Below are 13,417 nucleotides of genomic sequence, written 5' to 3'. Positions count from 1 at the left end.
TCCTTTATTTATAGTTTGCTAACCATGACTATCGATTCTTTACTGCAATCTTTTCAGCGTTTTGGTGTCAATCTCGGTTTAGAAAGAATAAAAAATCTGCTGGAGATTTTAGGCAATCCCCAAGATAAAATTCCGATTATTCATGTCACGGGAACTAATGGCAAAGGTTCAGTTTGTGCCTATCTATCCTCTATTCTCAGTACCGCCGGTTACAAAGTCGGACGTTATATTTCTCCCCATTTAATTGATTGGACAGAAAGAATCTCTATTAATGGCGAAAATATTGAAACCGCGACTTTAGAAAACCTGCTTAAATATATACAATCGCTTATCGATCCCCAGCAGGAAAGTCCTACTCAATTTGAGGTAATTACTGCCGCTGCTTGGCTGTATTTTGCCCAGGAAAAGGTGGATATTGCCGTGATGGAAGTGGGTTTAGGAGGAAGATTGGATGCGACTAATGTTTGCGCTCAACCTTTAGTTACTGTCATCACTTCTATTAGTCGGGAACATTGGCAAAATTTAGGTCCCACGGTTGCCGATATTGCCGGGGAGAAAGCGGGGATATTAAAAGCGAATTGTCCCGCAGTTATCGGACAATTACCGGAATCAGCGCAGGGAGTAGTTAGGGAGAGAATCAAGCTGTTAAATTGTCCAACGGTATGGGTAGAAGCTGCCGAAAAAATTGCCGATAATCGGGCTAAATATCAAGGTTTAGAATACCCTTTATCCTTAGCGGGAGATTTTCAATTAACTAATTCGGCTATAGCGATCGCTGTTGTTAATATTTTACGTCGGCAAGGTTGGCAAATTAGCGATGAAGTCGTGCGGGAAGGAATGGCAAAAACTCGCTGGTTAGGACGTTTACAAACCGTTAATTGGTGTCAGCGAGAAATTTTAATAGATGGCGCTCATAATCCCGCTGCTGCCATTGGTTTAAGGCATTATGTAGATAGTTTAAAGGCTCCAAAAATTATCTGGGTGATGGGAATTTTATCGACCAAAGATCATCGGGAAATATTCCAAGCTTTATTAAGAAAAGGCGATAGTTTATATTTAGTTCCTGTTCCTGATCATAGCAGTGCTAATCCTGAAACCTTAGCGGAATTAGCGGCTTCAATTTGTTCAGAATTATCTCACCTAGAGACTTGTTCTGATGTATTTTTAGGACTAAAAAAAGCCATCCAAGAATCTGCCGATAGTCAGATAATTCTCTGTGGATCGCTTTATTTAGTTGGTTACTTTTTAGGGAGTTTGTTTCAGGGAAAATAAAACATCAATTTTACTGGTGGTTTTATCAGGCATAGTGGCAGTAATTCCGATGCCGCGTACCGATTCTAAAAAGGCCTTTGCTTCCGGGGTTAATTCCGTGGCAGGAAGATTATTAATTCCCCCTGCTTTAGCGATAATTTGCTCCACATCGATGAAGAAATAACCGAGATTATTTTTAGGCAAATTTGCGATCGATGCTTGGAAATTCTCACTTTTGCTAATCGGTTGATTCGGTTGGGGTTGATAGGGAATTCCGACGGTCATTTTTAGGGTATCATTATTAGGCCAAGCATAGGTTAAAATAGCTTGTTCTTCCGCTTTCCATTCAGTCACATCTTGGCCAGAAATTTGACTGTTTTTTATGGTGATAAAGGGAACAGTTTTCACCAATTCATTTAACTTATCGAGGGTAGTTTTTGCCGCTTTATGATCGCCAGTTTGCCAGATCATCATTCCCCCAAAACCTAACCCTCCCACTGCTTGCTGGTTAGGGATAATTCCGAAGGCAAATTCTCGATCCATCCAGTTAAAAACTTCTTTATCCGCGTCAAGAGTTGCCATCTGAAAATTCTCACGGATCTGACGCAGAAAAGCTTGTAATTCTGGGTTAGTTTGGGACTGTTTTTCTGCTTCTTCCCATCCCTGTTTAAGATTATTCCCACTCCAAAGTGCGATGGTATCTCCGGGTAAATAATTTAAAACTTGATTTCTGCTAGGGGAAGGTAGGTTAGAAATAGTTTCAGGAGCAAGTTTAGCCACCATTTGTAATTGTAATCCCGTATCGGTGACACCCACTCCTGCGACAATATCTTGAATTTTTGCTAATTCTTGCCGACTTTGGGGAGATAAATTAGCATCTGGTTCCAAGATTTTGGCATAATCATCAATATAAATTGTCGCTAGGGTATTGGGTAGGTTGAGGGATTGGGAAAGCAGTTTTCTCACTTCCGGTTTACTGCTAAAAGATGGCTGTCCTTGATAGGTATCGATCGCCGCTTCTAACACCTTTTTATCGTAGGATATCAACAAAAAATCACCAGTAACGGCAGTATAAATGGTGGTATTATCCTGCCAATCTATAGAAGTAATTGTAATACCTTTGTAGTCACTGGTGCTAGTTTTGCGATTAACTTGTTGTCCTAGTTTTTTCTGGAATTCTGACGCTTTAATTTTATCTTTGATCCCGATAACCGTTAATAATTCCGATTGTCCGGGGGTAGCTGCGGGAAGAAAAGCAAAGCTAATACTACCGATCCAAGGTTCGATATCCCGTTGATAATCAATCTTATCAGTGAAGATATTTTTTTGTAATTCTTCTAGTCCCTGACTAACCGCAGTTCGCGATTCTGGTGTACCATATTTAGCTAACACTGACCAAGCTTTTGCATCCGTGGAGACAAAACTACTAGCAAAGGCAGTTTCTGGGATAACTTTTGCCGATTGCAAGGGGGTGAATCTTTGCCAAGGTAGCTGTCCTCGTAGATAAAGATAGACACCTCCTGCGGTTACTGCTGTTAGTCCTAGGACGACTAAACAACCGGGTAAAAATGATTTTTTTGACATAGAATTGTGGTTTGGTTAAAAAGTTCCATACTTGGCGATCGATTTGTCTGCGGTTGTAGTCTCTAGATTAGTCCTATTGTAGTTATCCTAATTATCTTATCTTATCCCCAAAGGTGACAGACAACATTTCAGCTAATTTTTCCGAAATTATTGCTAATTACCAGAGAAAATTGGCTCATCCTTAGTCAGATTTCAACCCCACCGCTTGATTAATGTTAGTCAACCCATTGACCTCTAGTTTTTCTGTTAATCCTTGTAAAATATTTGATACTAGCCATGGTCCTCGATATAACCAACCGGTATAAATCTGTAATAAACTCGCACCGGCGGTAATTTTTTCCCAAGCATCATCGAGAGAAAAAATGCCTCCCACTCCAATTATTGGTAAATTGCCTTGGGTTTGCTGATAGATAAAACGGATCACTTCTGTGGAACGTTCCCGCAAAGGTTGCCCACTAATTCCCCCTGCTTCTTCAGTGATTGGTTTACCGGTTTCGGGCAGAATTGTGGTTTTTAATCCCGTGCGTTTAGTGGTGGTATTAGTAGCGACAATTCCAGCTAATTGATAGGAGAAAGCTAGGTCAATAATTATTATGATATCTTCCCATTCTAAATCGGGAGAAATTTTCACTAATAGGGGTTTTCTGCCTTGATTTTCTGTTTGTAAAATGTCGAGGATTTTATCGAGTTGTTCCCCACTTTGCAGGGAACGCAAACCGGGAGTATTGGGAGAACTAACATTAACGACAAAATAATCAGCATGGGGGAATAAATAGCGAAAACTGCCTAAATAGTCCTCCGGGGCCTTTTCTAGGGGCGTATTTTTCGATTTACAGAGGTTAATACCGATGGGAATCTGTCGGGGTTGTCGTTGCCAAGATTGTTGGAGAGTTGCCGCTAGAACCGGCGCACCGAGGTTATTTGCCCCCATACGGTTTAATCCCGCCAAATCTTCCGGTAAACGAAATAATCTCGGTTTTGGGTTGCCCGGTTGCCCTTCTAGGGTGACAGCACCCACCTCGGCAAAACCAAAGCCGAAATTATGCCAAAGTCCTGCCCCTAAACCGTCTTTATCGAATCCTGCCGCCAATCCGACGGGATTGGGGAAATTTAACCCCCAGAGGCTTTGCGATAGGCGAGAATCGCTAAAACTGAGGGATTCTGATAATTGTGAGATTAGCCATTGTCCCCAAAATTCCCCCCGCGAGCGATCGATTTTTTGCAGAGTATTTAATAATTGTTTTTGTGTTCCTTCTAAATTGCCCCGAATAGCCTTGAAAGCTAGAGGATAAAAAGGTTTAATTGTGTCAATTATATTGATCATAAAAAGACAGGAATTAAGGGTTAGGTGTAGGGTGGGTTAGGCAAGAACAAGTTATGTTTTTGACAAAAAATTTCCAATTTGCCGTAACCCACCTAGCATAATCTTTATAAACCTTGACGAGGATTAAAAGTTTCGATCGCCCGTATTTTTTGATAAAGTTCTAATTCTTCTGGGCTAGGATTGGGAGGATTAACTAAGATAATTTCCACTAATTGATCGCCCCTTTCTCCTTGGGAAGTGGGATAACCTTTATTAGCCAAACGTAATCTTTGACCGCTTTTAACTCCCTTAGGAATCATCATTTTAACTAACCCGTCAATGGTGGGAATTTCCACAAAACCGCCCACAATTGCCTCGCTAGGAGTAATTGGTACTTGACAGACAATATCAGAACCTTGAATCCTAAAAAAATGATGCCTAGCGATAGTTATTTTTAAATATAAATCACCCCCTTCAATACCCTGACCTTTGAGACGAATTTTCTGCCCATCGATCATAGATGCTGGCATATCAACCTCTATTGATCTACCATCTTCCAGACGAATTCTTTGTCGGCCACCTTGATAGGCTTTCTCCAAAGGTAAAGTCAATTTTGCCTCCACATCTCGACGAGTTAAACGGGGAGAGGAGGCAATTTTAGCGCGCTTAGTATTAAGGTTATTAAAATCTCTAAACTTCCATAAATCCTGTTCTGTACGGGGTATTTTTCCATTCCCGTTACTATTGGCTTTTTCCCCCGGACGTATCCCGCGGCGCTTAATCCCCGTCAAGGAACGATTATACTCAACCCGTTTTTCTTCATCGGAGAGAACATCATAAGCTTCATTAATATCTTTAAACTTTTCTTCGGCCGATTTATCCCCCGGATTAACATCAGGATGATATTGACGCGCCAGTCGTCGAAAAGCCTTTTTTATCTCGTCACCAGTAGCCGTGCGAGATACTCCTAAAACATCATAATAATTAACTAATTGTGGCATATATTCAGTTATCAGTTATCAGTTATCAGTTATCAGTTATCAGTTATCAGATTTGAGTTTTAAGTGAGCAGTATGTATTAAGCGAGCAGTATTAAATAGTAGTTTCCCACTGTCTTTTTACTGATTACTGATCACTGTTTACTGATCACTGATTAAAACCAATCATCATCGTCATCATCCCAGTTATTTTGGGGGGGAATATTGCGGGAACGATTGCCGCTGCTGCGGGTACTTTTACTATTGTTATAACTTTTTTCCTCCGAAGGGGGGGGACTTTGCCAATCGCTATCGCGGCCATTATAGTAATTGTCCTGATTGCGGGGGCGATAACTATCTTGATTAGCCGAATAATTGGGTCGATAATCACTTTGATAACCCGGTGTACTGGGACGATAATCCTGACGATAACGATCGCGACGCGGTTCGGAGGGAAGATCATCTTCCTTATCTCCAGTAAAAGTCTTGCGAATAGCGCTAAAAAAGCCCTCGTCTTCCTCGTCGTATTGTAGGCGTACCTCGCGATTTAATTCATAGATAACATCCTGTAGGTCTGCCTGGGCGCGATCGATGCGACGGTCATCATTTTTCTCCAAAGCGTCGATAATTTCCGTACTCAAAGACTCAATTTGACGACGATAGGAACGGGTGAACTCATTACCAAAATCGAGAGTAACATCTTTTAAGCGTCGTTGGGCTTGATCCACCAGAGAGCGGGCGCGATTGCGTTTATCCACCTTTTCGCGACGGGTACGATCTGCTTCGGCAAATCGGGCAGCATCACCGATCATGCGGTTAATTTCCCCTTCGCTGAGGGTAGAAGCGCCTTGAATGGTGACACTTTGCTCCCGTCCGGTCATTTTATCCCTAGCGGTGACTTGTAGAATGCCGTTAGCATCGATATCGAGGGACACCTGCACTTGGGGAATGCCCCGGGGTGCGGGGGGGATACCGGTTAATTTAAAACGTCCCAGGGATTTATTATCGCTGGCCATTTCCCTTTCCCCCTGCAAAACATGAATTTCCACCACAGTTTGATTATTTTCGGAAGTGGAAAAAAGGTCAGATCTGCGGACGGGAATAGTGGTATTGCGGGGGATTAACTTTTTCATCACACCGCCGATGGTTTCTAAACCCAAGGATAAAGGGGTCACATCGAGGAGCAGCACGTCTTTGACCTCGCCGCCCAAAATTCCCGCTTGAATAGCCGCCCCGACCGCTACAACCTCATCAGGGTTAACATTTTGATTGGGTTCCCTATCGATAAAACTCCCCACTAAATCCTTCACCACCGGCATCCGCGTGCCGCCGCCCACCAGTACCACTTCGTCTAGTTGGACGGGGGACAAACCGGCATCGGAAAGGGCCCGTTTGAGAGGACGACGGAGACGACTGATTAAATCGCCGCATAATTCCTCAAATTGGGCCCGACTCAGGCGAGTTTCGATGTGTTTGGGTCCGTCTTCCGTGGCGATGATAAAGGGTAGATTAATATCGGTGACGCTGACCCCAGATAGTTCAATTTTGGCTTTTTCTGCCGCTTCTGTCAGTCTTTGTAGTGCTTGCCGGTCTTGGCGCAGCTCCACGCCTTCCTGTTCCAAAAATTGATTGGCTAACCAATCGACGATTCTTTTATCGAAATCATTACCGCCTAATTGGGTGTCGCCACTGGTGGCTTTCACCTCAAAAACGCCGTCACCCACTTCCAGGATAGAAACATCAAAAGTACCGCCCCCCAGGTCAAAAACGAGGATTTTCTTGCTTTCCTGTTCATCGAGACCGTAGGCTAGGGCAGCGGCGGTGGGTTCGTTGAGAATCCTCATCACTTCTAACCCCGCAATTCGGCCCGCATCCCGGGTGGCTTGACGTTGGGAGTCATTAAAATAGGCGGGGACGGTGATGACGGCCCCGGTGACTTCTTCCCCTAGATAACGGCTGGCTTCTTCGGCTAATCGGCGTAAAACTAGGGCGGAAATTTCTTCGGGGGCGAATTCTTTTTGCAGACGGGGGCATTTAATCTTGATATTGCCCATCTCATCCCGGCGGATGGTGTAGGGGACGCGCTTCGATTCGGGGTTTAATTCCGAGTAGCGACGACCTATGTAGCGTTTGATTGCATAGTAGGTGTTTTGGGGATTGAGTACCCCTTGTCGCCGGGCCATTTGACCGACGACTAACTCGCCATCTTTATTAAAACCGACCACAGAAGGGGTGGTTCTCATGCCCTCCGAGTTGGCGATGACCACTGGCTTTCCGCCTTCCATCACGGCGACGACGGAGTTAGTTGTCCCTAGATCAATGCCTACTACTCTACCCATGCTTGTTTTTGTCTCCCCCTAGATTTCGATAACTTCGGGACTTTTACCTTCGATCGATAGTTTAAATCGCTTAATGCTTGTTGACAATATTGTATCGAATTGTCTTAGGTTCTCGCTCTCGGTTCGGGGCGATTCAGGGTGTGATTACCGAAGTAGTCTTTTAGTGATCGCTGGCGATCGAGCTTGGGGAGTTTTAAATAGGGTCTGCGGCAAAAAGTTTTTCGGTGGTGGCAGGGTGTGGGGTGTAGGGTGTGGGGTGTAGGGTGTGGGGTGTAGGATGTGGGGAGTTTTCTCGGTGAACTGATAACTGATAACTGATTCCGGCGGCGCTGGACAACAAATAGAGATTCTTTCCCCTGTACTGGGATGATTAAAAACGATTTGATTGGCATGGAGATAATAACCACAATCTCCTGGCACTGCATCCGGTCGCGGTAATCCCCCCAGACCATACAAGGGATCACCGATTAAGGGATAGCCAAAAAAGGCCAGATGAATGCGAATTTGATGGGGTCTGCCCGTAAAAATTTCTACTTCTAATAGTGTACTATCGGGATGTTTTTTTAAGACTCGACCATCACTGCGGGCCGATAACCCATCTGTGAGCGCACCGTAAACGTAGCCTAAAATGGGATGGGCGATTTTCCCGATCGCTTGATTAATACTAAAATTATCCGGTATGTCGCCCTGACCAACTAAAGCTCGATATATTTTGGTAATTTTCCCCTCTCGCATCTGTTGACTCAATTTAGCTCTAGCGGGCTTTGATTTCGCCATTAAGACTATGCCAGAAGTGCCGCGACCAAGACGATGAATTGGATAGGGAGTGACCTCGGCATAATGCTGATGTACCAAATGGATGAGAGTATGTTCGAGAAATCCACCCCCCGCTAACACGGGTAATCCCGAAGGTTTCGCCACCACTAACACCTCGGTATCCTCGTAGAGTACCTCAAAAAAGAGCGGTACATCCGGTTCTGTCCAAGGCGGGCGCTGATAGGTCAATTGCTGCCCGATTTCTAAGACTGTATCGGGGTAAGCGGGACGACCGTTGACGAGAATTGCTGCTGATAAAATGCGATCGAGCCATTCTTCTGGGCTAGAATGGGGATATTTGCCCGCATAGTAGGCTAATAGGCTTAATCCTGCCTGATTTTTGCTAATTTTATCTCGATAAATCCAACCTTGATTGGCCATTGGGGAAGTGGGGTGTGGGGTGTGGGGTGTGGGGTGTGGGGTGTAGGGTGTAGGGTGTAGGGTGTAGGGTGTGGGGTGTAGGGTGTGGGGTGTGGGGTGTGGGGAGAATAAATAAAATAATCTCCTATCTCCTGACTCCTATCTCCTAACTCAATGTTAGACAAAGATAAGCAAAAGTTATTTATTGACTCCAAAAACTTGAGAATATTTAAATTAACATTTCGCAATATTTACAAATTCTTAAGAATTAATTGAGAAAGATTTTTATTTGACAACGATGTTATCATGGTTACAGCGATTTTACTGAATTTCATAATGGGGTATTTTGTGCTTTCTTAGGCAGCAATGGTTGAAACCCTTGCCACACCTAGAGAGTGATCCTAATTCAGACAGGTAAATCAGTCAATTTCACCCACAACGATGATCTTTTTTTTGTGTAGTTTTGTTGCAAAAAAAAAGTTTTTTTGACAAAAAGCACAAAGTATGCAGCAGTAGTTATTGCAGAGAGGGGAGAAGGGAGAAGGGAGAAAAAAGCTGACTCGGAGAATACTGACTCCTATCTCCTGACTCCTGACTGCTTCAAAGGGATTTACTCTACGACCCAGGGAGTGATGGAGGGAGTCCAATTAGCCAATTCTGCATCGCTAAACCAGAGACTAACTTCATCTTTGGCGGTATCTGGACCATCGGAACCATGGATAAGATTGCGTCCGACACTAATACCAAAATCACCGCGAATCGTACCAGGTTCGGCATTGAGGGGATTAGTGGCGCCAATAATTTTTCTAGCGGAGGCAATTACTCCTTCTCCTTGCCAAACCATAGCCACCACGGGGGAGGAAGTAATAAAATCGACCAACGAAGGGAAAAAAGGTCTTTCTTTATGAACAGCGTAGTGTTTTTCCGCTAATTCGCTAGAAACCTGCATCATTTTCAACCCAACCAGCGTAAAACCTTTAGCTTCAAAGCGTTGAATAATTTCCCCCACCAGATTGCGTTGTACACCGTCGGGTTTAATCATTAAGAAAGTGCGTTCCATACTGCCTCTTAAAATTTAGCCATAAATTGTCACAAAACCCAGATTAACCCGGAATGGCATTCTAGAGAATGGCAGAATTTTCGCTTAAATTGCTGAGTCAGCTTGCTGTCGGATTTACAGCAGTTAAGTGGCTGGGTTGAAGTATGAAACCCAACGCCTGCTATCAGCTATCGGCGATTCATTGTCGGCTAATCATTGTAGTTGACAAAGATTTCTGAATAGGGCAATCAAATCGCCATAGCACCGTCCCGCACTGCCAGTACCCAGACTTAGCCGCTGCTACCTCTGTATAATTTATAATTAGCCTTAGTCTCACTGTTGTTGATGAAAATTAATGAGGAAATAGCTCATGGGTAAAGGTTTTGCTCCCGTTCTCCCCACCGGAAATAAAGCTCAACTAAAACCTGAGCTTCCTTTAACATCAATCAATGAAATTCAAGCTAGTTTATTGACTTATCTTCAAGATATTCCTGACCCGAGAGTGTCCCGAACCCAAAAACATTTATTAACTGATATTTTAGTCATTGCTATTTTAGCCGTTATAGCAGGAGCCGAAGGTTGGGAAGACATGGAAAATTATGGACTCAGTAAGCAGTCTTGGTTATCTGAGTTTTTAGAATTACCTAATGGCATTCCTTCTGATGATACTTTTCGGCGGGTTTTTGAACGGATTAACCCGGAAGTTTTGGCCAAAGTTTTGTCTCAATGGCTGCCCCATTTAATCGGTTCTCTTTCGGGGGAAATAGTTCCCATAGACGGGAAAAGTCTCAGAGGTTCTTACGACCGTAATCAAGGAATTAAAGCCTTGCATTTAGTGACGGCTTGGGCGGGGGAGCAGAAATTAGTTTTAGGACAAGTCAAGGTGGAAGATAAATCCAATGAGATTACTGCTATTCCCGCTTTACTAGAACTGTTAGACCTTCAAGGGGCAATTATCACCCTTGATGCTCTGGGAACTCAAACGGCGATTATTAATCATATTCAAGCCAAAAAAGCTGACTACGTTGTCGCCCTTAAAGCTAATCATCCGACTCTTTATACTCAGGTCAAAAACTGGTTTGAGCAAGCTCAAGCACATCAATTTGATGGTATTCAATTTAGTTATGATTACCGTCTGGAAAAAGGTCATCATCGCCTCGAAAAACGTTGGTGTTGGGCTGTACCCTTAGAAGCTTTCGGCGGTCTTTATCAACAGGCTCAATGGCAAGGACTTCAAAGTATTATCATGGTTAAACGAGTTCGTCATCTTTGGAATAAAACCACTTGTGAAGTCCAATTTTATCTCAGTTCTCTCCCCGCTGATGCTCAAAAAATAGGTAATGCTATTCGTAAACATTGGGGCATTGAAAATCAGGCTCATTGGATTTTAGATGTTACTTTTAATGAAGATAAATCTCGGATTCGCTCCGGTCACAGCCCTCGTAATGGGAGCCTTCTTGAGACGAGTAGCACTTAACGCTCTTAACCAGGAATCTACTTACCGACGTGGTCTGGCACAAAAAAGTAAACGGGCGGCCATGGATAATGACTATATGATGGCTGTGCTGAAAGCCTTTTGTCAAGCCTAATTGAGATGCTCTTACCCTGATTAATTATGGGTTGGCTGAAAAAGTAGGGGCGATCGCTGGTTAAGATACAAGGTTTTTGAGCCACCAGCTTGAAAATCTTGCAGCTGCTTGGTCAAACAGGCCGCCAAACCCCTTATCTCGTCTATATTTCACATTTATTCAGCCAACCCTACCTAAATCTCTGCTGAAGGTGGAGATCAAAGGCTGTTTTAAACTAATACTTTACTGCGATCGTTAGAATTATCCCCAAAAATTGCCCCTCGTCGAATTAAATCCTGTTTTTGTTCACGGGTGATCCCCGTTGCACCGATAAAGATAGCCTTTTCAACTTTCGCCCCACTCAGGTCAGCTTCACTCAGGTCAGCCCTTCTCAGGTCAGCCTCTCTCAGGTCAGCCTCTCTCAGGATAGCCCAACCCAGGAAAGCCCCACTCAGGATAGCCTCTCTCAGGATAGCCCCACTCAGGATAGCCCCCCACAGGTCAGCCCCACTCAGGATAGCCCCACTCAGGTCAGCCCCACTCAGGTCAGCTTCACTCAGGTCAGCTTCACTCAGGTTAGCCCCTCTCAGGTTAGCCCATATCAGGTTAGCCCATATCAGGTTAGCCCCTCTCAGGTTAGCCCCACTCAGGTCAGCCCATATCAGGTTAGCCCCTCTCAGGTTAGCCCCACTCAGGTCAGCCCCACTCAGGTCAGCCTCACTCAGGTCAGCCTCTCTCAGGATAGCCTCACTCAGGTCAGCCCCACTCAGGTCAGCCCCACTCAGGTCAGCCTCACTCAGGTTAGCCCCTCTCAGGTTAGCCCTTCTCAGGTCAGCCCCACTTAAATCAACTTGTTGTAGAGTTGTCTTATCGATTGTTCCCTCTCGAATTGCTTTAATTAACTCGGCTTTTTGAATAACTTTTGCATCTGTAGTGAACTCTGCTTTTTTGACGATAATTTCGGGTATATCGTCTGATTTAAGTTCATTGAGAAGGGCTTGCAATTCCCCCGATTGATGTAAATCTGCTAGGCGCTGTAGTCCATCTTCTGAACCTTCTAAAAATAGCCGAATACTGCCTTTAAGTTTCATAATAGGCTTGATCGTGTTGTCTCTGGCGATTTTTTGAATAAGGTTGTTAATCTTATCAATTTTCTCTGGTGTCAGGTCGTCTATATCTACCTCAATAACTAATTCAAAAACTTTATCTGATTGCTGAGGTTGAGGTTTATTGTTATGATCAAATGTCTGAGAATTATCTCTATACCTTGCCAAAGCAGTAATCAGATTAGTCTTTCCAATCTTTTCACCTGTTTGCGCTGACAAGATTTTAAATAAACTAGAAGCCGCATTCTTGATTGACTGTTCTTCTGTCCTAATTTCTTCCGCTAGATCACGATATGTTTTATCATCAAAAACACCTTTTAATATTTTTGTTTCCACGTCCGTTAATCCCTTGTTTGTATGCTCTTTTTTCAGATCATTAACCAGCATTTCTAATTCAGTCCATGAAAGGGGTTTAATTTCAGTCATTTTTAGTTCATTTATCATCATTTTTTAAGGGTAACAGGACTTAAGATTACTTTTCAGTACCCTGTCAGGTTACTTGAGAGTACCTAAAAAAAGTACCATTTTCATGACTTTTGAGTAACGACAAATAATCAGATTTTTTTTAATCTAGAGATAGTTCACCTCCTAAGTAAAAGGATTGATGATTATGTATAAATATTGGTTAAAGTATAGAGAAGACGTTGTTAGTCTTGCCAAAATTATCAGCACCATATTTGCGATCGCATCATTTTTAGGCTTCTCTTTTCCAGAGAAATTTCAACCCACTCCCTGCCAACCGACGGCAATTGTTGAAACCACGTAAGTTAGCACTAACAATTAGTCAAAGCGCCAAATTCGCCTAACCTAATCATAGCTTAGGCGACAAACAGGATCAGCAAGAGACTTCGATTTTTTTACCTTGCTGATCTCTGTATTTCTTTGTTAACAAAACTTAACAATTATCGGCAAAATTTTGCTTGCTTTTGTCGGGAGATTTTGGGATAATATTTTTAAAAGATTTTATTCATAATAGAAATCTTTGCATCTAAAAAATTTTTGCACGGATTCCCATTATGAGAAAAGCATAGCGCAAGTCGCCGGCAAAGTCAAGTCCTTTCCCATTAATTATGG

General features: G+C 43.3%; 8 protein-coding genes and 2 pseudogenes. 3 read left to right on the top strand and 7 right to left on the bottom strand.

Annotated features, from left to right (window positions below; all coding sequences use genetic code 11):
• Positions 1-24 precede the first annotated feature (24 nt).
• Positions 25-1,272 (top strand): bifunctional folylpolyglutamate synthase/dihydrofolate synthase, encoded by a 1,248-nt coding sequence (locus ACQY1X_RS22255; RefSeq protein WP_430013570.1) that lies wholly within the window; start codon positions 25-27, stop codon positions 1,270-1,272.
• Here the strand turns inward: ACQY1X_RS22255 and ACQY1X_RS22250 are convergent.
• From ACQY1X_RS22250 to ndk, 6 genes and pseudogenes are all read right to left on the bottom strand, one after another.
• The gene (locus tag ACQY1X_RS22250) at positions 1,246-2,835 is read right to left on the bottom strand and encodes a DUF3352 domain-containing protein (protein ID WP_430015151.1); all 1,590 of its coding nucleotides are present in this window, start codon (positions 2,833-2,835) and stop codon (positions 1,246-1,248) included. The two genes, ACQY1X_RS22255 and ACQY1X_RS22250, sit on opposite strands and share 27 nt — an antisense overlap.
• 181 nt (positions 2,836-3,016) lie before the next feature.
• Positions 3,017-4,159 (bottom strand): quinone-dependent dihydroorotate dehydrogenase, encoded by a 1,143-nt coding sequence (locus tag ACQY1X_RS22245; protein WP_002738734.1) that lies wholly within the window; start codon positions 4,157-4,159, stop codon positions 3,017-3,019.
• Positions 4,160-4,263: 104 nt separating this feature from the next.
• Positions 4,264-5,139, bottom strand: coding sequence for a DnaJ C-terminal domain-containing protein (locus tag ACQY1X_RS22240; protein ID WP_430013569.1), 876 nt, complete (start codon positions 5,137-5,139; stop codon positions 4,264-4,266).
• Positions 5,140-5,291: 152 nt separating this feature from the next.
• The gene (gene dnaK / locus ACQY1X_RS22235) at positions 5,292-7,454 is read right to left on the bottom strand and encodes a molecular chaperone DnaK (RefSeq protein ID WP_430013568.1); all 2,163 of its coding nucleotides are present in this window, start codon (positions 7,452-7,454) and stop codon (positions 5,292-5,294) included.
• Positions 7,455-7,766: 312 nt separating this feature from the next.
• Positions 7,767-8,651: pseudogene (locus ACQY1X_RS22230) on the bottom strand (RluA family pseudouridine synthase); the annotation flags it as partial.
• 589 nt (positions 8,652-9,240) lie between these two features.
• On the bottom strand, positions 9,241-9,690 hold the full coding sequence (ndk, locus tag ACQY1X_RS22225; RefSeq protein WP_042790998.1) for a nucleoside-diphosphate kinase: 450 nt from the start codon (positions 9,688-9,690) through the stop codon (positions 9,241-9,243).
• A 349-nt stretch (positions 9,691-10,039) separates the two neighbouring features.
• Between ndk and ACQY1X_RS22220 the strand changes: the two are divergent.
• Positions 10,040-11,258, top strand: a pseudogene (locus ACQY1X_RS22220) (ISAs1 family transposase).
• Between the two features lie 209 nt (positions 11,259-11,467).
• Here ACQY1X_RS22220 and ACQY1X_RS22215 read toward each other — a convergent pair.
• Complete coding sequence (locus tag ACQY1X_RS22215) at positions 11,468-12,790, bottom strand: pentapeptide repeat-containing protein (protein WP_430015150.1); 1,323 nt, start codon at positions 12,788-12,790, stop codon at positions 11,468-11,470.
• Positions 12,791-12,953: 163 nt separating this feature from the next.
• Here ACQY1X_RS22215 and ACQY1X_RS22210 point away from each other — a divergent pair, with 163 nt between their 5' ends.
• On the top strand, positions 12,954-13,109 hold the full coding sequence (locus ACQY1X_RS22210; RefSeq protein WP_430015149.1) for a hypothetical protein: 156 nt from the start codon (positions 12,954-12,956) through the stop codon (positions 13,107-13,109).
• Positions 13,110-13,417: the final 308 nt, after the last annotated feature.

The organism is Microcystis protocystis FBCC-A270, from assembly GCF_050500235.1.
Classification (GTDB): domain Bacteria; phylum Cyanobacteriota; class Cyanobacteriia; order Cyanobacteriales; family Microcystaceae; genus Microcystis; species Microcystis ichthyoblabe_A.
Note: the sequence above shows the minus strand (reverse complement) of the source record. Positions and strands in the feature narration are given on the sequence as shown.